Annotated in this window: 25 protein-coding genes; 13 read left to right on the plus strand and 12 right to left on the minus strand. The window is 43.9% G+C overall.

Annotated elements, in window-relative coordinates; translation table 11 throughout:
• Nucleotides 1-204 precede the first annotated feature (204 nt).
• The 12 genes from AC13FX_RS07595 to AC13FX_RS07650 all read left to right on the plus strand — a co-directional run bounded on the left by AC13FX_RS07595 (nucleotide 205) and on the right by AC13FX_RS07650 (nucleotide 13,402).
• A complete protein-coding gene (locus tag AC13FX_RS07595) occupies nucleotides 205-1,731 on the plus strand; it encodes a hypothetical protein (protein ID WP_482879943.1) in 1,527 nt (508 codons plus the stop codon).
• 94 nt (nucleotides 1,732-1,825) lie between these two features.
• Nucleotides 1,826-4,717: a TonB-dependent receptor gene (locus tag AC13FX_RS07600; RefSeq protein WP_482879945.1), complete on the plus strand. Its 2,892-nt coding sequence runs from the start codon at nucleotides 1,826-1,828 to the stop codon at nucleotides 4,715-4,717.
• Nucleotides 4,718-4,934: 217 nt separating this feature from the next.
• Nucleotides 4,935-5,267, plus strand: a complete 333-nt coding sequence (locus AC13FX_RS07605; RefSeq protein WP_482879946.1) for an ArsR/SmtB family transcription factor — start codon at nucleotides 4,935-4,937, stop codon at nucleotides 5,265-5,267.
• A gap of 67 nt (nucleotides 5,268-5,334) precedes the next feature.
• On the plus strand, nucleotides 5,335-6,216 hold the full coding sequence (locus AC13FX_RS07610) for an arsenite methyltransferase (RefSeq protein WP_482880155.1): 882 nt from the start codon (nucleotides 5,335-5,337) through the stop codon (nucleotides 6,214-6,216).
• Between the two features lie 50 nt (nucleotides 6,217-6,266).
• On the plus strand, nucleotides 6,267-6,929 hold the full coding sequence (locus tag AC13FX_RS07615; protein ID WP_482879947.1) for a low molecular weight phosphatase family protein: 663 nt from the start codon (nucleotides 6,267-6,269) through the stop codon (nucleotides 6,927-6,929).
• Between the two features lie 241 nt (nucleotides 6,930-7,170).
• Nucleotides 7,171-7,617: a DUF6428 family protein gene (locus tag AC13FX_RS07620; protein WP_482879948.1), complete on the plus strand. Its 447-nt coding sequence runs from the start codon at nucleotides 7,171-7,173 to the stop codon at nucleotides 7,615-7,617.
• 67 nt (nucleotides 7,618-7,684) lie between these two features.
• Nucleotides 7,685-8,116, plus strand: coding sequence for a DinB family protein (locus AC13FX_RS07625; protein ID WP_482879949.1), 432 nt, complete (start codon nucleotides 7,685-7,687; stop codon nucleotides 8,114-8,116).
• A 114-nt stretch (nucleotides 8,117-8,230) separates the two neighbouring features.
• The gene (locus AC13FX_RS07630) at nucleotides 8,231-9,064 is read left to right on the plus strand and encodes a universal stress protein (RefSeq protein ID WP_482879950.1); all 834 of its coding nucleotides are present in this window, start codon (nucleotides 8,231-8,233) and stop codon (nucleotides 9,062-9,064) included.
• 40 nt (nucleotides 9,065-9,104) lie between these two features.
• Nucleotides 9,105-10,139 (plus strand): ACR3 family arsenite efflux transporter, encoded by a 1,035-nt coding sequence (gene arsB, locus AC13FX_RS07635; RefSeq protein WP_482879951.1) that lies wholly within the window; start codon nucleotides 9,105-9,107, stop codon nucleotides 10,137-10,139.
• Between the two features lie 113 nt (nucleotides 10,140-10,252).
• Nucleotides 10,253-10,684, plus strand: coding sequence for a 6-pyruvoyl trahydropterin synthase family protein (locus tag AC13FX_RS07640; protein ID WP_482879952.1), 432 nt, complete (start codon nucleotides 10,253-10,255; stop codon nucleotides 10,682-10,684).
• A 42-nt stretch (nucleotides 10,685-10,726) separates the two neighbouring features.
• Nucleotides 10,727-11,626, plus strand: a complete 900-nt coding sequence (gene folE2 / locus AC13FX_RS07645) for a GTP cyclohydrolase FolE2 (protein ID WP_482879953.1) — start codon at nucleotides 10,727-10,729, stop codon at nucleotides 11,624-11,626.
• Between the two features lie 267 nt (nucleotides 11,627-11,893).
• Nucleotides 11,894-13,402: an MltF family protein gene (locus AC13FX_RS07650; RefSeq protein WP_482879954.1), complete on the plus strand. Its 1,509-nt coding sequence runs from the start codon at nucleotides 11,894-11,896 to the stop codon at nucleotides 13,400-13,402.
• Nucleotides 13,403-13,437: 35 nt separating this feature from the next.
• Here the strand turns inward: AC13FX_RS07650 and AC13FX_RS07655 are convergent, their stop codons facing one another.
• Genes AC13FX_RS07655 through AC13FX_RS07675 form a run of 5 tightly spaced genes read right to left on the minus strand, consistent with a single transcriptional unit; the run spans nucleotide 13,438 to nucleotide 17,171 of the window.
• Complete coding sequence (locus AC13FX_RS07655; protein WP_482879955.1) at nucleotides 13,438-14,694, minus strand: porin family protein; 1,257 nt, start codon at nucleotides 14,692-14,694, stop codon at nucleotides 13,438-13,440.
• A gap of 9 nt (nucleotides 14,695-14,703) precedes the next feature.
• A complete protein-coding gene (locus AC13FX_RS07660) occupies nucleotides 14,704-15,231 on the minus strand; it encodes an RNA polymerase sigma factor (RefSeq protein WP_482879957.1) in 528 nt (175 codons plus the stop codon).
• A gap of 56 nt (nucleotides 15,232-15,287) precedes the next feature.
• Entirely contained in the window at nucleotides 15,288-16,154 is an 867-nt protein-coding gene (locus AC13FX_RS07665) for a DUF5777 family beta-barrel protein (protein ID WP_482879958.1), read from the minus strand.
• An 11-nt stretch (nucleotides 16,155-16,165) separates the two neighbouring features.
• Complete coding sequence (locus AC13FX_RS07670; RefSeq protein WP_482879959.1) at nucleotides 16,166-16,753, minus strand: YceI family protein; 588 nt, start codon at nucleotides 16,751-16,753, stop codon at nucleotides 16,166-16,168.
• Nucleotides 16,743-17,171: a cupredoxin domain-containing protein gene (locus tag AC13FX_RS07675; RefSeq protein ID WP_482879960.1), complete on the minus strand. Its 429-nt coding sequence runs from the start codon at nucleotides 17,169-17,171 to the stop codon at nucleotides 16,743-16,745. The genes AC13FX_RS07670 and AC13FX_RS07675 overlap by 11 nt, the downstream gene beginning before the upstream one ends.
• Nucleotides 17,172-18,302: 1,131 nt before the next feature.
• On the opposite strand from AC13FX_RS07675, the gene AC13FX_RS07680 reads away from it, so the two are divergent.
• Nucleotides 18,303-18,707, plus strand: a complete 405-nt coding sequence (locus AC13FX_RS07680; protein WP_482879962.1) for a TraR/DksA family transcriptional regulator — start codon at nucleotides 18,303-18,305, stop codon at nucleotides 18,705-18,707.
• Nucleotides 18,708-18,735: 28 nt separating this feature from the next.
• Here AC13FX_RS07680 and AC13FX_RS07685 read toward each other — a convergent pair whose 3' ends face one another.
• The 7 genes from AC13FX_RS07685 to AC13FX_RS07715 all read right to left on the minus strand — a co-directional run bounded on the left by AC13FX_RS07685 (nucleotide 18,736) and on the right by AC13FX_RS07715 (nucleotide 22,733).
• On the minus strand, nucleotides 18,736-19,362 hold the full coding sequence (locus AC13FX_RS07685) for a CatB-related O-acetyltransferase (RefSeq protein WP_482879963.1): 627 nt from the start codon (nucleotides 19,360-19,362) through the stop codon (nucleotides 18,736-18,738).
• A gap of 53 nt (nucleotides 19,363-19,415) precedes the next feature.
• Complete coding sequence (locus AC13FX_RS07690; protein WP_482879964.1) at nucleotides 19,416-19,934, minus strand: hypothetical protein; 519 nt, start codon at nucleotides 19,932-19,934, stop codon at nucleotides 19,416-19,418.
• Nucleotides 19,935-20,100: 166 nt separating this feature from the next.
• Nucleotides 20,101-20,646, minus strand: a complete 546-nt coding sequence (locus AC13FX_RS07695) for an SRPBCC family protein (RefSeq protein WP_482879965.1) — start codon at nucleotides 20,644-20,646, stop codon at nucleotides 20,101-20,103.
• Nucleotides 20,647-20,750: 104 nt separating this feature from the next.
• Entirely contained in the window at nucleotides 20,751-21,122 is a 372-nt protein-coding gene (locus tag AC13FX_RS07700) for a DUF2200 domain-containing protein (protein WP_482879967.1), read from the minus strand.
• Nucleotides 21,115-21,531: a VOC family protein gene (locus tag AC13FX_RS07705; RefSeq protein ID WP_482880156.1), complete on the minus strand. Its 417-nt coding sequence runs from the start codon at nucleotides 21,529-21,531 to the stop codon at nucleotides 21,115-21,117. Before AC13FX_RS07705 ends, AC13FX_RS07700 begins: the two co-directional genes overlap by 8 nt.
• Before the next feature lie 91 nt (nucleotides 21,532-21,622).
• Nucleotides 21,623-21,934 carry an ArsR/SmtB family transcription factor gene (locus AC13FX_RS07710; protein WP_482879968.1) on the minus strand — a complete coding sequence of 104 codons (312 nt, stop codon included), beginning with the start codon at nucleotides 21,932-21,934 and terminating at the stop codon, nucleotides 21,623-21,625.
• A 352-nt stretch (nucleotides 21,935-22,286) separates the two neighbouring features.
• Nucleotides 22,287-22,733 (minus strand): DinB family protein, encoded by a 447-nt coding sequence (locus AC13FX_RS07715; RefSeq protein ID WP_482879969.1) that lies wholly within the window; start codon nucleotides 22,731-22,733, stop codon nucleotides 22,287-22,289.
• Nucleotides 22,734-22,742 lie beyond the last annotated feature (9 nt).

Consider the following 22,742-nt stretch of genomic DNA (forward strand, 5'->3'; position numbering starts at 1 on the left):
ATAAGCTAATGAGTGCCCTTCTTAACATTAGCATAAAGTTCGGATAACTAAAGGATAATTCATGGGTAACATTGCATAAACGTGCGCCCTCTATTTTAGCTCGTGAAAACAGTACAGCAGTATTAAATCTGATTCCAAGTTGTGAAACTCAATTTCTGGTTCTGTTTGAAATCAAAATCCAATATTCAAAACAACAAAAAGTCCATGAAACTCAAAGATACATTCAAGTATTTAGCCACAATTACGTTGGCATCAGTACTATTCATCTCTTGCGGTGACGACAACTCTAATGGTGCTGAACAATCAGAAGCCCCATCTGTTGAAACACCGGCACAATCTAGCGGAACGGTTGACGAACCGGTAGAGATCACTTTCAATATTACCATTAACGGTGGTTATGCCTCTGCCAGTGTAACCGCAGAAAATGGCACAGCCACTATTACTTCTGAGCCATCTGTTGGCGCAACCTCTGGTACAGTGGTAGTTGAATTTATACCAACAGCAATAGGTTCCGGAACGGTTGAACTCGAAGTAACCGATTCAGATGGCCTGACCGATAATGCAACGGCTGTAATAAACGTAAGTAATACAATTACAGTGACTGATAATATTACTTCAGACACTATTTGGAAAGATGGTAAAACCTATGTGCTTGGTGGACGGATTACTGTTGAAGCCGGTGCTACTCTTGAGATAGAGCCCGGTGTTATTATTAAGGGTGAAGCTGGAACAGGGTCAAACGCCTCCGCTCTTCTTGTAGCCCGTGATGCAACCCTTTTAGCCGATGGTTCACCGACACAACCAATTATCTTTACTTCTGTTGCAGATGAGATCACACCGGAAGATGTGGACGCCGGTAATTTCGGAAGTCCAAACCTGGATGCTGATATCAATGGACTTTGGGGAGGAGTGATCGTTCTCGGTAATGCCCCTATCTCTGCTTCCAATACCAGTGGTGATGTTGTTGAAATTCAGATCGAAGGAATTCCATCTTCTGATCCAAATGGCCTGTACGGCGGTAATGACCCAACTGATAGTTCCGGGTCACTTACATACATAACTATTCGTCATGGTGGTGCCAACATTGGTGAAGGAAACGAGATCAATGGTCTGACACTTGGTGGTGTAGGAAACGGAACCGTGGTTGAAAACATCGAGATCGTTGCGAATCAGGATGATGGTGTTGAATTCTTCGGCGGAACAGTGAATGTAACTAATGTACTGGTATGGAACAGCGGTGATGATTCCATCGACTCCGATCAGGCCTGGTCAGGAACCCTGGATAACGTTGTTATTGTAAGCCCAAGTGGATCAGCTTTTGAGCTGGATGGCCCTGAAGGTTCATTTACAAGCACAGGTCATACCATTCAGAATGCTACCGTCTACATGGAAGGAAATGGTTCTGAGCTTATGATCGATGTGGATGCAAACACGGATGTGAATATGAATAACATATTCTTCTTTGGACTGGGAGTGAATGAAGGCTCACCTGCTCACGTGATCTCAAGCGATTACACAGATTATGCCTCAAACACTAACGGTTATTCTATAACCAATATCGAAGCGGTTATCCCAAGCGGACTTACTGTTGCAGATTACTTCACAGGTGGACTTGATGCTGAAGTTACTGCAGTAAATGATGTAGCAAGCGCAACGGTAGGTGCAGATGTAAGTGTATTCGGCTTCACATGGGCCAGCGTTTCAGGTGCACTAAGCAGCATAGGACTTTAAACATAGACAACCAGTTAATTGCTTGCCCTTTATGAAAGAAGGGCAGGCAATTTTTATTAACACCCATTTTCTCGAAATAAAAAGATCAGCACAAATGAAAATGATAAAACAATTTCTGCCAATATTATTATTGGCTTGTAGTTTTTCACTTAATGCCTTTGCTCAAAAAGGGACACTAAGAGGAACTATAATTGACGATGAAACAGCCGAACCCATATTCGGTGCAACTATATATATTCAAAGTGAAGGAACCGGAACCACGTCCGATTTTGACGGAAAGTTTGAATTACAACTGGATCCCGGCGAATATACCCTTCGAATCTCTTATATCTCTTACCAAACCATAGAAGTTGAGGATGTTGAGATAGATGAAGGTGAGGTAACCAATCTTGGTAACATCCGATTGAATCCTGCTATTACTGAACTCGATGGAGTGGTAGTGACCTCATCACGTGTTACAATTTCCGAAGCCGCCATTATGACGGCAAAAATGAATTCAGCGAATGTTATTGATGGTATTTCCGCTGAAGCTTTTTCAAAGATCGGAGTTTCTGATGCAGCGGAAGCCCTGAAGAACGTGACCGGCGTATCTGTGGAAGGTGGTAAGTATGTATATGTAAGAGGTTTGGGTGACCGATATACTCAAACCATGCTGAATTCGGTTGAGATCCCAAGTCTGGACCCGGACCGCAACAGCTTACAGATCGATATCTTTCCCACTAATTTGATCAATAACATGGTGATCACAAAAACAGCTGTAGCAGAGATGCCGGCTAATTTTACAGGTGGGATCGTTGATATTGAAACTATCGATTTTCCGGAAGAACCCATCTACGATTTCTCAATGAGCTTCGATTATAATCCTGACATGCACTTCAACAGTGACTTTTTGACCTATGATGGAAGCAATACCGATTTTCTTGGATTTGACAGCGGTACGCGGGAACTCCCTGAGGGTGCCGGTAACTCTGATATCCCATCCCCGATCAGTGGAAACTCAAGTCAGGAAGTGTATGATTTCGTAAACGGTTTCAATCCGACTTTGGGTCCTTACACCGCAACCAATTTTGCAAATTACAGTGCCAGCTTTACTCTCGGTAACCAATACAATGTGTTCGATGATAAAAAGCTAGGTTATATCATGTCTTTGACGTACAAGAGTTCGTCAAATCATTACAGTAACTATCAGTTGGGTGAGTATCAGAATCAACCTGATCCGACCGCTTATGACCTTATCTATGCAACAAGGCAAAACGGAACATTATCTGAGCAAAGTGTTCTTCTTGGTGGTTTAACCGGTATAGCATTCAAGGCAGACAACTCAAAGTATAAGTTGACGGCCATGCATCTTCAGAATGGAGAGAGTACAGCCGGTAATTTCTTTATTGATAATAGTCAGGATGCTCCCGGGCAATCCGGTTATACGGCTGATTCCTATAATCTGGAGTATGGTCAGAGAAGTATCACCAACTTGATGTTGAACGGGGTCAATTACTTTGATAACACCAATTGGGAGGTCAATTGGAGATCAGCAATGACCCTATCATCAATGACCGATCCCGATATCCGTAAAACGGCTTATACACTATCGCTGACAGGGGCAAACCCACGATTCAATGCCGGGGCAGGAGGGTTCCCAAGTCGCATCTGGAGATATATGGACGAGGTGAACTATGCCAACCGTTTAGATATTACCCGTGAATACGACCTGTTCGACATGCCTGCTAAACTAAAGTTAGGTGGCAGCTATGTGTACAAAGAACGGGATTTTGAGATCCTCTCATTCAATATGCAATTTTTCGGTTCACAACCAACCCTGGAAGGGGATCCATCTGAGATATTGGTTGATGAAAATATTTATGGAAACGGTGGAACCATCTACTATCAGTCAGGAAACCCGGATCCGAACCCGAATGCCTATAATTCAAACGTGAACAGTTACGCAGCCTATGTATCCAATGAATTCAGTTTATTCGAAAAACTGAAAATATATGTTGGATTGAGAGCTGAACAGTATACTCAGCGACATACGGGCCGGGATGCCTTGTTTGCTCAGGGTGGAACCGGAAATAACCTTGATAACGAAAAGGTACTTGATGGCCTTGACCTGTTTCCGTCAACAAACCTGAGCTATGAATTAGGAAACGACCAAAACCTAAGACTGGCCTATTCCAGAACCATCGCAAGGCCCTCCTTCAAAGAGCTTTCCTTTGCACAGATCCTCGATCCGGTATCCGATCGTATCTTTAATGGCGGTCTGTTTGCCATTGGAGAATGGGATGGTAACCTGAGGGAGACCTATATCAATAATGTTGACCTCCGGTGGGAAAAGTATATGGGGCTTAATGAAATGCTTTCTGCCAGTTTATTCTACAAGTCATTTCAGGACCCGATCGAACTCGTTCGCATTCAGGTTCAGCAAACTTCCAGTGAATTTCAGCCGCGAAATGTGGGAGATGGAGAAGTATACGGGGCAGAATTTGAGATCCGTAAATCATTGGGATTCATTTCGGAGTCGATCCGTCATTTCGGAATAAGTACGAATGTGACCCTGGTACGGTCTGTGATCGATATGACCGAGCAGGAATTCATAGCCCGAAAGAATGGAGAAAAAGAAGGGCAGAATGTGGATGATACACGGGATATGGCCGGGCAGGCTCCTTATATCATCAATGCAGGCTTCACCTACGATAACGCAGAAGCGGGACTTGATGCCGGTTTCTTCTATAACGTAAAAGGAGAGACCCTGACAGCCGTTGGTGGTGGACTTTTCCCTGATGTGTATTCTCAGCCGTTTCACAGTTTGAACTTTAGCCTGAATAAAACATTGGGAGAGGAAGGAAAATCCTCGGTCAGTCTGAATGTAACCAACTTACTTGATGACTCCAGAGATGAATTTTACCAGGGCTTCAATACCGCTGATCAGATCTTTAGTAGCTATAATGAACATCGCAGTATTAGTGTCGGATACAAGTACTCCTTCTGATACTAAATTAGAACTGTGTCAAAATATACGTCTCACATAACTGTGAGGTGTGCTGATCAAGGAGAGCTCCGGGGAACCGGGGTTCTCTTTTTTTTTTTTTAATACCGATATGTTTGATTGCATGGATTAGTACGATACGCCCTTACAGCATTGAACTAATTGTTGTGAATGATTAGAATTCACATTACCTTTCATCGTATAATTACGATAAACGATCATGGCAATTACAAAAGCACAATTATTTAGTAAAAAAGAAGTGAAAGCAGCAGAATTTGCAAAGGCTCTGTCACATCCGGCCCGCATAGCGATCCTTGAGATCCTGGCTCGCCGAAATGCCTGTTATTGCGGAGACATCACGGAAGAACTTCCGCTGGCGCAATCGACGGTATCTCAGCATTTGAAGGCATTGAAAACAGCAGGTATTATAAAAGGTGAGATAGAAGGTATCAGAACCTGTTATTGCCTGGACGAAGATAACCTGACAGCATTCAGGTCAATTTTGGATGAATTCTTTTCAGATCTGAAAAGTAAGAATCCTAACTGTTGCTGATAGTTTTGAATTAGCTAGCCAATTTGAATTTAACAAAGACCCATACACTCATATCATGAAAACAAATATAAAATCTCCTGAAGAACTCAAAGAAACCGTTCGTAAAAAATATGATGAGATCAGCCGGCAAGGGAAGGACTATAACGCACGGAGCTGTTGCGGAGCAGGTGGAGACTCGGTAAAAGTATATAATATCATGACGGATGATTACAGTGAGCTCGAGGGTTACAGCGAGGATGCCGATCTTGGGTTGGGATGCGGGTTGCCCACTCAGTTTGCTAAGATCAAACAAGGAGATTATGTGATCGATCTGGGATCCGGAGCCGGTAACGATTGTTTTGTGGCGCGACATGAAACAGGACCTGAAGGTAAAGTACTGGGAATTGATTTTACAGAATCCATGATCAAAAAAGCCCGGGAAAATGCTGATAAACTCGGATTCAACAACGTAGAATTTCGATATGGAGATATTGAAGACATGCCGGTTGCTGATGGTGTCGCAGATGTGGTGGTCAGTAATTGTGTGCTTAATCTTGTGCCTGATAAGCCTAAAGTAATATCGGAGATCTTCAGGGTTTTGAAGCCCGGGGGTCATTTCAGCATATCTGATATCGTTCTGGAGGGAGAGCTTCCTGAGGCTTTGCGTGAAGATGCAGAAATGTATGCCGGGTGTGTGGCAGGAGCCATACAGAAGGATGAATACCTGGGATACATCAAAGAAGCCGGTTTTGAGAATTTAACGATCCAAAAAGAGAAGCCGATCGAGATCCCGGTCGATATTTTGAGCCAGTATCTGAATGAGCAGGAAATTGAAGAGTTCAATTCAGGTGAAGCCGGCATTTACAGTATTACCGTATTTGCACAAAAAGCGGGTGGCGAGAAGAATCAAGTTACCATGATAGCATCTGATGAGGCAGCTTCATGTGAGCCGGGCTCAGGGTGTTGTTGATAAAAAATTGTAGCCGGCAATTTAACAGCCCTGTACCGTAGGGGCAATTCATGAATTGCCCCTACGGTACAGGAGAACCGATAAGTAAGAATATGTACCCAACATTAGAAAATTATATAACGAGGCTAGTATCAGACTTCAGTTCCATTTCAGAAGATCGAAAGAAGGACCTGAAGGAAGTTGCCAATTATATCAGGACCAAACTATCGGCCGGCAAACCGGCCAAACTGAACTTCATCTGCACGCATAACAGCCGGCGAAGTCACCTGGCGCAGATCTGGACACAAACAGCTGCCGCCTTCTATGATATTGATAAGATCGAAACCTATTCCGGTGGAACCGAAGCCACTGCCCTCAATCCCCGGGCAGTGGCAGCTATTGAACGGGCAGGCTTTAAAGTTGAGGATCCCGGCGGAGATAATCCCCGGTACGAAGTTTCATTCAGTGAACAGTCGCAACCCATGATCTGCTTCTCCAAGAAATTTGATGATGATATCAACCCTGATAATAACTTGGCCGCCATTATGACCTGCTCCGATGCCGATGAAAACTGTCCCTTTGTATCGGGAGCCGAATTCCGAAAACCGATCACCTATGTAGATCCCAAGGAAGCAGACGGAACAGAACGGGAAGCAGAGGTTTATGATGAGCGTTGCCGGCAGATCGCTACCGAAATGTTCTACATGATGAATTTAGTGAGATCAAATAATTAATTATCAACCGTGAACTCGAGAAAATGTCTTTGAAGTTGTCATCCCGAGTGGCTGAAAAGTGGCCAAGGATCGATCTTTTTAACACGAGGGATCTCAATGTTTAATACAGCTCGCTGGTTCAAGCTTTGAGACCCCTCGCGCAATACAACTTCAACCTTTTACACACCAAAACACGACTCGGGGTGACAACCATGAGTAAATTTTATATCGAATTGAGATCAATCCACATGAGGTTACACCAATGAATACCAACACCTTTATAAATACCTTAGTATCAAACACCAACAAAGACCTGTCTTTCATTTTACCTGATGATACGCGCCTTTCGGGTGACCTGCACATCACGGAAATTCAAAACCATAAGGTTGATTCAGTGGATTGTGGTGGGAATGCACATCAGTATGATGAAACAGTGGTTCAGCTTTGGATCAATGAAGATTCCAGGGATGTAGCAGAATGGAGAACAGAAAAAGCACTCAAGATCTTTGAGATCGTAGGTGAAAAGATCGAGTATAAGGATGAGGCAGAACTGTTGATCGAATTTGGGGATTCATCGCATCACACCATCCGGTATGCTGTGGGACGCATAGTGGAAACCCCTCAGGATGTAACCATTATGCTCATCGTAAAACCAACCGTTTGTAAACCACGGGTTGATACGACCGGCCAATTGGCAGGTTGCTGTTAAGATCGCAGGTGAAAGCGTTTAGCACCATATATAGGTAAAAATAACCCAGCATTTAAAACAATGAACCATGATGTATGAGATGTGGGAAACCGGCAGGACACGCTTAACAAATCAACTTGATTCAGTGACGGCAGAAGATCTGAGCAAACGTCTTCATCCCGACTCAAATTCAGTAGGATGGATGCTTCGCCATATGGCAGAGGTGGAGTTGTTGTTTGCCAAAAATGTATTTGGGAATGATCTCGAGATCAAAGCCCAGACTATCGGTTCGCTGGCTAAAGACCGTGGAAAATTTACGGATCTGAACGAGTTGCTTGATCTGATCAAAAGAGCAGAAAAAGAGCTTGATGATGCCATCAAGGGTATAGAAGATTGGGAAGTGAAAGTGACGACGGCTGAATTTGGAACGGTAACCAAGGCACAGGCTTTGGCGCGGATCATGACGCATACGGCCTTACACTCAGGACAGCTTTCCCTGGCATTGAAGTATGGCAGTTAAATTTGAATAGCTTGAATAGCCGCTTTGTGGTCTTGAATTAATATTCTCTTTAAATAAGCACAGTATTTTAAATAAGGTACATACTTCCAAAAACCTGATTTACGGAGATCCATTATGACATTCTCACATGCTATGCTTGCCCTCGACCTGTCAGCTTCCAGTGAAGATCTGGTTCATGGAATGGCTGATCTGAAAGAGATCGGAATTAAGAAAGTGACACTACTGACCGTTGTGACAAAAGATTATCCCAACGGTAAAGAAAAGTTCGACCGATCATCCTATGAAAGCAAATTGACTGATTACACAGACTTACTCGAGAAACACGGCCTGCAGGCAGATTGGATCCTGAAAGTTGAGAAAGGAGCCTATGCACCAACTGAGATCCTTGAATCTATGGATAAGATCGGTGCTGACCTGTTGGTGATCGGTAATAAAGGTCACACCTTGCTTGCTGATATGTTTTTGGGCAGTGTGGCATCAGAGGTGATCCACCGGGCTGATGTCCCATTGCTACTGCTTCGCATATCCGATAAGCCGGGTAAGGGGGAAGTCTCTATTTGTAAGAACGTCAGGCGACATATACTACTGCCGATCGATTTTTCTGAGGCGGCCGATCAAGCCATGGAGGCATTTCAGCAGAAGGAACTTCGGGATGCATCAGTGACCGTGCTGAATGTACAGACCATGCCCAAAGAGGGTGAACCGGAAAAACTTCAGGAACGAGTGGACTACCTGAAACGGATCGGTGTCAGGGAGGTTCAAAGTGAAACCCGTCATGGCAACATCTGGATCGAGATCACTGAATTTGCTGATAAAAAAGATGCATCCATGATCCTGATGGGTTCACAGGGTAAGGGGTATGCAGAAGACGTTTTCATTGGCAGCAACAGCCTTCGCGTGGCACGGCATACCTCAAAACCACTTTTTTTTATCCCCGCTCATAAGTAATTAAATCCATATAAATTCAAACCAATAATACACTTAATTCATGGCTGATAAACGGATCGCATTCTTTGAGAGATATCTGACTCTCTGGGTACTTATATGTATTGGAATTGGAATAGGGGTGGGATATCTGGCCGGTGATTCCATTCAGGTTATCAGTGACTGGGAGATCTACAAAGTAAACATACCCGTTGCGATCCTGATCTGGCTAATGATCTATCCGATGATGCTGCAGGTAGATTTTGCCTCGCTCAAAGAGATCGGGAAGTCACCCAAAGGCGTGGTTTGGACAGTGATCATTAACTGGGCGATCAAGCCATTTACGATGGCCTTTTTTGCCTGGATCTTTTTTGATCAGATCTATTCGGCCTGGGTAAGCCCCGAACTGGCGGATCAGTACATAGCCGGAGCCATATTATTGGGTGCGGCCCCCTGTACGGCCATGGTTTTTGTATGGTCCTATTTGTCGGATGGAGATCCGAACTACACGCTGGTTCAGGTATCCGTAAATGATCTGCTTATTCTCATTTTGTTCATTCCCATTGTGGGACTGTTATTGGGCATCACTGACATCACGATCCCGTGGAATACCCTGGCAGCCTCCATTGTGGTTTTTGTGGTGATCCCATTGGTGGCCGGATATCTGACACACAAAGTAGTCATCGCGAGGAAAGGGCAGGAGTGGTATACGTCAAAATTCCTTCCAAAATTTAAACCCGTTTCTATTTCAGCTCTTTTGATCACTCTGATATTGCTGTTTGCCTATCAGGGAGAACGTATTGTGGCTCAACCATTGGATATTCTGTTGATCGCCATTCCGCTGACCATTCAAACCTACTTCATCTTTGCACTGGCGTGGTATGGTGGCAAAATGATCGGTTTACCCTATCAGGTTTGTGCGCCCGGTTCCATGATCGGAGCCAGTAATTTCTTTGAACTGGCGGTTGCTGTGGCTATCGCTCTGTTCGGACTTCAATCCGGTGCGGCTTTGGTAACCGTGGTTGGCGTTCTCATCGAAGTGCCGGTCATGCTCTCCCTGGTACGCTTCGCAAACAAGCAGAAAACCAGCTATAAGTAAAAACACTGCTAATTGATCACTGTTTACTGTTCACTGTAAAAAACTTTCCACTTGCAGAACTGTTTTTAATTTTTCAACGTTAAAGCATCTGAAAACTTAAAAACAGTCTGATTTTGATATTTGTAACAAGAAGAGCACACTTTAATGCCGCACACCGACTCCATAATACTGATAAGAGCAAGGAATGGAATGAAGATACCTTCGGCAAATGTAACTATCCTAACTGGCATGGCCACAACTATGTGATAGAGGTAACGGTGGCAGGTGAACCGGATCCTGAAACGGGATACGTTATCGACCTGGGTAATCTAAAATCCATCATCAAGGAGAAGATCCTGGATCCCTGTGACCACCGCAATCTGAATATGGATGTACCCTTTCTGAAGGGGATCATTCCAACCTCAGAAAATTTGGTACGTGTTTTCTTTGATCAGCTCCGGGCCGATGTGGAAGCAGCCTGCACCAACGGGGGGAAGCTGTACAAGGTCAAATTATATGAGACCGAACGAAACGTGGCTGAATATTGTCCTTATCTGGGAATCTAACAGACTATTCATTATACAATTAGCAGTAAGTAACAAAGAACTATGATTTCAAATGACATACAACGTATATATGATCCGACCTTCACGGTAACTCCTGAATACAAAAAATCTTTACCGGACCTTCAGAATGGGCCGGCTTCACTTATTGAAGGAGCTAATGTACCGATCCAGCAGGTTGGGATCTCAAACTTCAAGCTGCCACTGAAGTTCAGAAGGAGAGAAGGGGAGCCAGTGACGCTTGAGGCTTCCGTAGATGGCTATGTGAGCCTTGAAATAGATAAGAAGGGGATCAACATGAGCCGCATCATGCGGACCTTCTACAAGTTCCAGGACAAGGTTTTTCACCTCGACCGACTTGAGGAGATTTTAAAAGCCTACAAGGAAGATCTTGACAGCCAGGAATCATTCCTTCGGATCACCTTTAATTACCCGCTATTGATGGATAGCCTGCGTTCTGATATGAAAGGCTATCAATATTATAAAGTTCAACTGGAAGGCAGACTGGATAACTACGGTCAGTTCCAGAAATACATGCACCTCGATTTTGAGTACAGCAGTGCCTGCCCATGCAGCTATGAACTGGCCGAACATGCGCGTGAGACGAGAGGGGTCGCCAGTATTCCACACAGTCAGCGCAGTGTGGCTAATATCACCGTGGCGCTCAAGGATGAATTCTTTGTGGAGGACCTGGTTCAGATCTGTCGCAATGCCCTGAAGACCGAGACGCAAGTGATGGTAAAACGCGAAGATGAACAGGCTTTTGCGGAAATGAATGGAGCGTATCAGAAATTTGTGGAAGATGCTGCCCGGTTGCTCTATGACGAATTAGACAGCTATAACAGCATCCGTGATTTCGTGGTACGTTGTGTGCATATGGAAAGCCTGCACAGCCACGATGCCGTAAGCCGTATCTGCAAGGGACTGCCAAACGGATTACGCTAAAAAGAATATGGGTTACCTATAACCCATGACATACGAGACCTCATTAAAGAATGGCCGGAATGAACACCGGCCATTTTTGTGTCTGTTGATCATATAATAGATCATCATTTGATCTATCGGTCCGTCGTTGAGTCGCAATACATTCATTAAACCTGCGAGCCACCATTAGTCCCAATAAGGCAGAAGAAAGTGTTCATTCATCGCCAATTCGGGGAACATTCTCTCGTTATTTGATTTGAATTAGTAAATCAATCAAACCCATAGACTATGCGATCAACGAGAATATCAAGGCTCATGGTCCTGTTCCTGTTCCCTTTATGCTTTTTGCTCACGGCTTGTATAAATAATGAAGATGTGGAGCGTTTTGTGGAAGAATATTTTGGAAACAAGGTTCTACCGGTACAGCGAGACTTTGTTGATATAAAGAAAAGTGGTGTATTGAGGATGATCACCACCTATGATGTCAATAATTATTTTCTTCGACATGGCTTTGAAGCAGGTTTTGAGTATGAACTACTGAATCAGTTTGCAGAGAAACACGGATTACATCTTGAGGTGGTTTTTGCAGGGGAGGGAGAACGCCCTGACGATCTGCTGAACTATGGTGTTGGGGATGTGATTGCCGCAAATTACACCGTTACCGATCAGCGCAGACGATACGTTAATTTCAGTAGTCCATACCGTTTGTCAAACAAGATATTGGTCTATTCAGAACACCTGGATAGTAAACCCGAGTCACTGAAGGAATTTTCAGGTTCCGGTATTCCGATCACCTTGAGTGGAGATCATATGGATCTGCAGAATATTGAAAGATTGCAAACGGGGCGGTATGATCTGAACTTCAATGTGTTATCTGATAAAGAAGACACCAAATCTATACTTACCAAAATTTCTGAAGGCCGGATTCTGGCTACGGCCATGGATGAGGATGTATTTCGTGTTGGTTCAAAATACATTCAGGGATTACATGAGGGACCGGTAATAGCCTTAAATGATACGATTGCATGGGCGGTTCGAAAAAATTCGGCGGGACTACAGAAGGAAATGAACCGTTTTCTGGAAGACCATTTCAGGTTATCAGAAAATAACAGACAACTTTTACGATCTGCCTTTCTAAATCAGTTACGTTACAGATATCATAATAAAAGTCCATATGTGGAGGATTATTACAAACCTGAGAAATATTATTCCAGTATAGGACTGACATCATCCTATGAAGGACTGGTTCGGTCCGTAGCCGATTCATTGGATATGGACTGGATGCTTTTAGCCTCTATGATCGTTCAGGAATCGGGTTTTAACAATGAGGCTAAAAGTTTTGCAGGAGCTGTGGGTTTAATGCAAATATTACCACGTTTTTCAGTCAATGCCTATGAGGACCTGTATGATCCTTTAACGAATGTTCAGGAAGGAGCACTGATCTTTCAATCCCATCTCGAGCATTATGCCTATCTGGACAGTGTGAACCAGCTTTCCTTTGCACTCGCAAGCTATAATGTTGGGACCGGACATCTGATCGATGCCCGTCGGCTGGCGATGGAACAAAACAGAGACCCCAACAAATGGGAAAACGTGGAAGATGGCCTTTTGAAACTGATGGATCCCCGGTATTTTGAACAAGCTCGCCATGGTTATTGCCGGGGTATCGAAACTGTTCAATATGTGAAAGAGATCCGAAACCGGTATAAAACCTATCAGCGGGTTGCGGAAGTGAATGGGATCAAATTTTCAGGGCTGCCAGAAGAAAAAGTTCTTCAAAGCCGGAATGGAAAATGACCTGAAGCACGGAAGATCTCTGGTTAGCTGTCTTATCATAATCGGTAGTTAAGTGTAACGAACGTACCCAGGGTATACAGCCTGGCATTGCCCCAACCCACTTCTTTAAGGGGGATCTTGATAAATGGCTCAGCACTAAGACTCCAGTTCTTGTGAATATCGTATTCATAACCGATGGAAAGACTTGAGTTGCTGAACAAGTGTGTTTTGCCGGATCGCTCCGAATAATTTGTCTCCTGACCGTAATAAGTGTAGTCATAACTGAAGGTATAATCCTCACTAAGCATGACGTAGGATGATAATCCGGCAGAAGCAAAGAAACGGGAATTTGAGAGGTTCCAGAAATTAAAAGTTACATTCAGAGGAATATCCAGGATGATACATTCAGCATAGATACTGCTCAGGTTGCTGGGGTTATTCTGATAACCCGGTAGATCATAGCTACTAATACCGGCACTGTATCGTACACTGGAACGTATAATACCCGTTTCGATAGATATGTTGGGTGTCAGATCATAACCGGTTCTTATACCGAACTTATATCCCGGCTGTTCAAATTGACGAATGCCTCCTGCTGTACTAAGGTCCGGTGATACTACAATACCAATATTTAACCTGGAACCTGTATTCAGCGCTTGTTCGTCACTAATACGATTCCCTGAATTTACGATCCCGGCACGGCCGCCACTTGCAGATGCTGTGGCATATAATGGAATATCAGGTATTTGTGATCCCCTTGATAATGAAGGGAGGGTTGATTCTGCATCGAAATCTGAAACAGATACTAAACGGTCTTTCAGGTCAGGGTTGAATACCACATTTTGTTCATTAAAGATTTCTACTTCAGTGGTTTCTATATCACTTTCTGTGGGTTCACCTTCTTTCTCCGTCACCTGAGCAATGGGATCATTCAGTGGTTCAGTCGGTTCAACAGGATAGATATCTTCAGATTCTTCTGAGGTTTCCGAATCAGGGACAGACTGAGGTTGATCCTGAGGAACTTCCGGTTGAAGTTCCGGAGCATCATTTTGTGTGATCTGATCTTCCAGCCTCTCATTCAGTGAATTGATGCTGTTATAGTTTTGATAGGTAAAATACCCGATCAGAGACATGAAAATAATAGCAGCTGCTGCCGCCAGCCTGATCCTTTTCTGGCGGGCTACAAGGGCTGCCTTTTCATCCAATTTCTTTTCAAGAGCCAGCCAGTCGCTTTCCTGATAAGCTATATCAGGATCATTGACCTTCTCTTTGAAAAGATCCTCTAAGGGGTCGTTATGTTTATTGTCTGACATATTTCCGTATTACACTAAATTCTTTTCAAGTAACTCTCTTAGGTTACTTTTGGCCTTGGATAAATTTGATTTCGAGGTGCCAACAGAGATCTCAAGCATTTCTGCGATCTCCCTGTGCTTATATCCTTCTATTACATAGAGATTGAAAACCGTGCGGTAAATCGGCGAAAGTTTTTGAATGAGTTCAATGATCTCATCGTAGGATATACCGCTCATAATTTTGTTATCTGTTAACAGATCGTGTCTTTCAGTGATCGGTTCAACCTTCTCCATTCTCTTTTTATTCTTGTGGTATTCATTGATCGCCGTATTGATCACGATCCTTCGAAACCAGGGCTTGAAATCCCTCTCTGTATCAAACTGATCTATGTTTTCGAATACCTTCATGAATGAGTCGTTCAGAATGGCTGCGCCTTCATTTCGGGAATTGGCATACCTCAGGGTAATGCTCATGCCATAGGCATAGAACATCTTGTATAGCTCTTTCTGGCTATCTCTGTTTTGCTTCCTACATCCTTTGATTATTTCTGAGAACAAAGGGAAAATTAATTGTGATCAATTCTTTTCAATTAAATGAAAAAACTTTACTAGTCCTAAAGTCCAAAGACCCGGTGAATGTTAAACCCAAACCTGAAGTCACCCTCCCAGAACGAGTCGCTGTTATTAGCCATAATAAATGGTTCATTATGCCACTGAGAACTGCTGAGAAAGAGCTGAAAAACGTGTCCTCCGGTATCAATATTAAGGCCAATGGCGAAGGCATCCTGAGTACCGGGATTACGGTTGCTTATAACCGGCAGATATTCTGCGCTCAGGGCGTAGCGATCATTCAATTCGTAACTGCCTGAGAGTCCGAGCCCTGCCAGCGTTTGTTCATTGCCTGAAAACGGTCGATTGAAATAGGTGATCATGGGATTTAGCTGAATACTCAGTGCATCAAATTTTCGGGCAACCATGACCGAACCAAAGTAACTCAACCGGTCATTAAAGGAATATCCGAGACCCGAAAGGGTAGTGATACTCACCGAACCTTTAACTGCAATGCTTACCGGTGTACTGCCTGATCCGGTTTGGTTCAACACATTAAATTTACTTCTGATGTCAACAACTTTGTTAAAGGTCATGCGACCAATACCCACTGAAAAACGGTCAGTGATCCCATAATCCAGAGAGATCTTGGTGTTGGCTCCGTTATCCAACCCAAAGAACTGATCCACACCGCCACTTACCAATCCAAAAGTATGCTTTACAGAGCTTTTCAGGTTATTTTTATCTACGTTCTCCACCGTGCTGATCCCGATATTCATCGTAGAAAAAAACGTTTTTTCCACTTCCGGATCTTTAACGGTTCGTTCTCTTGCCAGTTGAGCAAAAACCAGGCTTGGAAAAAGTATGATAACGAGCAGTACGCAGGTTGTCTTCAAATGTGTTGATGGATGCTGTATGATCTGGTAAATCATGCCCTTGGTTTTCAGTTATTATTAACTAATTGCTGTCTTGGGGTGAGTTTTAGGGTGGCTTCGAGGGTGACATCCTGAATCTCGTCGACCCGATAGAATAATATGCCCGGTGGTTCGATCTGGTGGTCTTTGAGGTTGATCTTAAATTCTGATTCCAGCTTCAACCCATCCTGAACGGGCACCAGAATACCTTCGATGGTCATTGGGTTGGATATGCCATTGATCGTAAAATCACCGGAAACAGATACGCTAAGGGTATCCGTGCTTATCAAAGAGGGTGGAACAGGGGAATCCAATGAACCTGTGAATTCAGCAAAAGGGTATTCATCCGTGTTCAATGTTTTGTACATATCCCTGTCCCGTTTTCCAATTCCTGTCTCAAGGGTTTTCAGATCCACATAGAAATCTATGAGGTTCTCTTCAGCATCGATCATACCGGTCAGCTTCTCGGATTCACCGGTAAATGAATGCAGGGGAACCTGAGAGGCAAACTCCACATAGCCCGATTCAGTGTAATACACCGAATCAGGCTGGGAGTGCGCTTGGGGGGCATCTAACAATAAAACCAGGCACAGGACGAACAGGGTTTTAGCTGCCATCACCACTATCCACTACGGTGACGGTTCCAACCATTCCCCCGCTGTAGTGGGGTATACAGAAATAGTCAAATTCACCGACTTCATTAAAGGTGTACGAAAATTCCTCTCCCGGTGCTACGTTTCCACTGTCAAAAGTGCCATCACTTTCGCCGTTTGAACCACTGGTGACCGTATGAGTAACACTGCTGCTGTTCACCCAGGTTACAGTTGTCCCGACTTCCACTTCAATAGTCCCGGGACTAAAGGATGTCCCGACCATTTCAACTTCCTGACCGGAAGCACCACCGCCGCCGTTGGTTGGCGGATCGTCGTTATTGTTATTTGTATCGGTTCCTGAACTGCTGCTGCAACCCGCAAGCGTGAGTCCCACAGCAACAAAAATGAGTGTCAATAGCGAAGTAGAGTATCTGAATTTCATATTCAATCAGTTTAGAATTAAAATTATTTGGCTGTATGCATGATCGTCTCTAATTGCCAATACAGCTGATGAAGTGAAATGGTTGCCTCAGTGGTCAAAAAAAGTTTGAGACCTTGAAGTCCCCACATTCGCAGTTCGGTCTATCGGTCCATCGGTCAATCGTAGTTCTGTTTCATACGACCTGCGAATCCCCGAACTTGGTCATCCTGATCCGCCAGCTGGCGGAGAAGGATCAGAACAGCCATGAAGCTGTAAAAACCCTTTGAAGATGCTTCGGAAGTATCCTCAGCATGACCTTTTTAGGGTTTTAAAATCAAATAATCGCAATTCTGTGCCATAAGATCAGCGATGGGCGAACAGGTTGAAAAAGGCAAGGGAATAGAACGCGGATGAAGCGGATCGTGCGGATGGTCGCTGTTTGTTATGCTATAGGTATATCCCTCGTTCCGGCGGCTCTGCCCCATGAAGAGGTCAAATAACAGTAGCCCCGGGTTTCAACCCGGGGTCAAAAGAATCAGAAAAAGAACCTCCGCCCGGAGAGTGCGACAGGCTCTGTCGGTTTCCGGAGGTTGGGCTATGAGGTTACCATTTTAAAAACCGGAACCTGGAACACGAAACCCGATCACTCGGTCATCCTGATCCGCCAGCTGGCGGAGAAGGATCAGCACAGCCATGAAGCTGTAAAAACCCTTTGAAGATGCTTCGGAAGTATCCTCAGCATGACTCTTTTAGGGTTTTATATTCAATTAATCGTAATTCTCTTCATCATGATCTGCGAATCACCGAACGACCGATCAGCGATGGGCGAACAGGTTGAAAAAGGCAAGGGAATAGAACGCGGATGAAGCGGATCGTGCGGATAATCGCTGTTTATAAAAATTGGTACTGATAGTGTATTTTAAGACACAAGGATTTTATTCGCTGCAGGTAGATGATCATTATGGTCCGCCAACCGGTTACCTTTCTCAGCCAGCATTTGTATCAGCATGGAACAAAATTCGCAGTTCGGTCTATCGGTCCATCGGTCAATCGTTAATCTGTTTCATACGATCAGCATGACACCCCCCATGAAATGCTGATCGGTCTCAATACGTTATGTAAGTGAAATAGAATCAAAGAGAAACTTTACTTATGAACAAGCAAGAGACGCCCATTCACAACTCTCCATTTTCTGACGAAGAACTTGAGCAGTTTGAAGAGACGCTCAATAAAGAACAAAAGGACAGTGAGAAGAAGGTGGAGCAGTATGAGAACCGATTAGAGGAACTGGAAAGCAATATGGATGATACAAACTCCTCATCCGCTCACCACCAGGGCAACATCGGAACCTCAGAGGATGAGAGGGAGAAGTATTACATCATGATCGAGAAAGAGAAGGAAAAGCAGGAAGAGATCAATATGGCATTGAACCGTATTGATACCGGCAATTATGGGATCTGCAAAGTGACAGGAAATGCGATCAGTAAAGAGAGACTGATGGCGAAGCCCTATGCCAAGTATAGCATTGAGGCAAAAAAAGAGAACGCTACCGTTTGATCCGCTAGAAACAGGGCATTTAGGGTGTTCAATCCACTATATCTTCGATATTTCCACTGGTAAGGTGTTGAACATTTCGCGTGATCTTTTCAATATCCCAGTCCCACCATTTAAGCCTAAGCAGTTGTTCAATGGTAGCTTCAGGAAACCGTTTTCTAATGGGTTTGGCAGGATTTCCGCCAACGATTGAATACGGTTCAACATCTTTCACGACGGTTGAATTGGAAGCAACGATCGCCCCGTCGCCTATGGTAACACCGGGCATGATGGTAGAACGATAACCCAGCCAGACATCATTGCCAATTTCAGTATCCCCTTTATTGGGATACGCTTTTCCGGCCATTGCATCCGACCAGGCTTTACCGAAGATCGCGAAGGGATAGGAACTGATAGAATTGCTCAAATGATTGGCCCCATTCATGATAAACACCACATCGGAGGCGATCATGCAAAACTTGCCGATCTTCAATTTATCGCCTATAAAATCAAAATGATACTTAACGTTTTTTTCAAAGTTCTTCACGTCCTCAAAATCATCGTAATAGGTATAATCCCCAACTATGATGTTAGGGTTGCTTATGATGTTCTTCAGAAAACAAAGATTGTCATAATTCTCGAGGGGAAAGGTCTGGTTGGGATCAGGAGTATTGGTCATCAAATAGAGGTAATAAATTAGGTGATCGGTAAAGCTTTACTATAGTCCGGTATTTAAGTTGCACCCGTTTTCGGTATTTTTTGGCAAAGCTGAATCTTGTTATAGCTCACATGATACTTTCGTGTACTTTTTACCACTTTGCCATTCTCAAATGTGATGATGAGCGCAATGGGATCTATATTAAATATACCCGGTGGAAAGCCGAGGATATACGGACAACTGTCAATGTATATTTCACACTCACCACCTAGCAGCAGCTCAATTTCTCTCTTGGGTTTACCGATCAGCATTCGGCTCTCAATGATATCCTGACTCATCTCATACCGCTCCCGGGGTTCTTTTATCCACTGCTGTCTGTCAAATTCCTTCTCGGGATGATAATGCAGGGCAAACAACAAACCGTATAATAGTCCGATAAAAATAGCAGGAGCTAAAACGACTGAACCTGAGATCTGCAAGATTTTTCGGATCCTCGTTCTAATATCGGTCTTAGCTAAAGACCACCTGAGAACAAGAAAGACAGGAATGGCAATGAGTAAATTGGCTAATAGTATTAAAAAGTACAGGTACATCAAGTTAGGCCGTGGATTTTTTATCGGCGCGGGAGTTATGATTTAATTAATGTAGTAAAATTTGATCCTTACTAACAAATTTACCCTCGTTCCGGCGGCTCTGCCCCGGAATGCCCTGCAGGAGGCTCCGCCTCCAACTATACAAAATTACGGCTACTTAAGATATCTATTCCCTGATCAACTTCTCGTATTCCTTCTCAAGTGGCACATGTACACTCCAAAATCCTTGTGGTTCGTTACCTTCCAATCGGTCTGCTAAAATACCCAAATGCGTATGCCAGCCGGCGCCTACACTAATGAGGGTATTTGGATCATCGCCCAATCTGCGGTGGGTTAACCGGAACAGTACCTTGCCGTTTTTCTTTGGGATGAGTTCATAGGTCACTTCAGATTCCTCTCCGGTTTCTTCACCCCAGGTATAGCTGAGTTTATCATAAGGATCCCATTCTGTCACCCGGCCTTCAAAATAAGTGCCATCTTCCATGGCTTTGTACTTTTCCGGGATGGGATCGTCCTTTTCAGAAAGGTTTTTATGCTGAAATCTAAACTCCACTTTACCGCCTACTTTCGGTTCTACATTACCGGCTGAAAGCCACTTGGCTTTCAGTTCAGATTTGGTCAGATAATCCCATATGCGCTCAGGCGGCCCCGGAAGCAGTCGTTCGAATTGAATGGTTCCGGGTTCGGGAAAGATGCCGTGTTGTATGTTCATGGTGTTTGACCTAAATGGTAATGCGTGATGAAAAAAATCTCCCCTCAAGGGGAGACTTGTCTTTGGCTTGTTACTAAACTTCTGCATTGTTTTCTGCCTGAATATTATGATTCCCGAAAAATTTTATCCATTGCTTTTCCCCGTGCCAACTCGTCGATCAGCTTATCCAGGTAGCGAATTTCTTTCATGGTTGATTCTTCAATTTCCTCCACCCGTATCCCGCAGATCACACCTTTGATCGATCTTCTGGAAGGGTTCAGTTTTGGAGCTTCCATAAAAAAGGTCTCGAAGTCTGTCTTATCCTCAAGGATGGTTTCAAGCTTGCTCTGACTATATCCTGTCAGCCAGCGGATGATCTCATCTACTTCTTCTTTAGTTCGGTCTTTTTTTTCGGCCTTGGTAACATAATGCGGATAAACGCTTGCAAAGCTTGTGGTATAGATCCGATGTTTCTTGTTGTTGGATTGATTATTCATGATCTAACTCACCATAATTTAACTGCCAGGAAACCCCATAACGATCCTGAACCCAACCGAATCTAGTACTGAATCCATAATTATCGAGAGGCATCGCCACGGTGCCGCCTTCGCTTAGCTTTTCAAACAGATGTTCCAGTTCTTCTTCCGATTCGCATTGAACAAACAACGATATAGAAGGCGTAAAGGTGAAATCATGCCCAAAACTGTCTATCGCCATGTATTGCTTCCCTTTCAAAGTAAACAAGGCATGTTGTACGGTGCCTTCTGCCTTTGGTCCGAACTGTCCGTCGGGACCGTATTTTTTGAGCCGAATAATTTCTGAATCATCAAACAGGGATGTGTAAAATGTCATAGCTTCTTCGGCATGGCCTTCAAACATCAGGAATGTGGTGATCTTTGAGTTCATATCTTGTGCATTAGTTGATTGATTCAGCGTTAACGCAAAAACCAGGCTTATGGTTATTAAAATGATGTATTTCATAGTCTTAGGGTTTGAATTATTGTTGACCTTCAGATAAAGCCACCTCCAGCGCATCCAGCTTCTCATTCCAGAATTTCCGGTAGCGGTAGGCCCATTCGATCACTTCCTGCAGTTTTTGGGTATCTGCCCTGCAATACCGCTTGCGGCCTTCTTTCCGGATGACCACTAGCCCACATTCATTTAGGATCTTTATGTGCTTGGAAACGGCCGGCCGACTCATGTCAAACTGCTCTGCCACATCATTGACCGGCATGGATTGTCCCGCTAACAGATCTATGATCTCACGTCGGGTAGGGTCGGCTATGGCTTGGAATACATCTTGAGGCATAAGGAAAAATTAAAATGTAACTGATTGGTTACAAATATATATGTAACATCTTGGTTACGCAAATAAATTTTTACGTCTAAAAACACAAAGGAATGGAACACGGATGAGGCGGATCTGGCGGATGGTCATGGGGAAAGAGTATCCAACACCCAACACGGGACATCCAATGATGAAGTGTTAAATAAAGAGGGGGGAATTGGCACTTGTACCGCCACTCTGCTGCGGAACACAATACAGAGGCTCTGCCTCAGCCCGGCCACTTGGTTAGTGTGAGGCGGAGCCTCGATGGGGCATTACGGAGCGGAGTACCATGACGAGGGCAGAGGTTGAAATTTTTCAATGAAGGCGGCTTTCAATACTTCTTTCCCTTCACGATAGCCGACGCTATTTGTCCGCAGTGATGGGCATTGTGATGAAGGGTAATTGCCAAAAGGTTGATTCTTGAAAGTTTCCCGAACCAACTTGTGTCTATGTTTTCAAACCATTCATTACCAGATGTTTCATTGACCAACTTTTCAAGCATAGTATAGCCTTCTTCAACAAGCATACGACTTGTTTCAAGATCATAATCTTTTCCAGTATCTGATTGTCCCATCGTAGTTCCTTCTACGTCTGTTTCATATCCAAAAAATTGAGCCATTAAATTGGTCGCTTCACCAATATGTCTATAAATGAAACCGACGGATGCGGTCTGCTTTGTTAAGCGAAAATCGGCGTTATCTGGATTTATGTTTTCTAAAATGTTAAAACAGTCCTTCCGGCTCTGTTCTAGCATTTGAAGTAAAATCTCTTTTTGCATGAGCTTTAT

It is taken from the genome of Gracilimonas sp. B-17 (assembly GCF_056857935.1).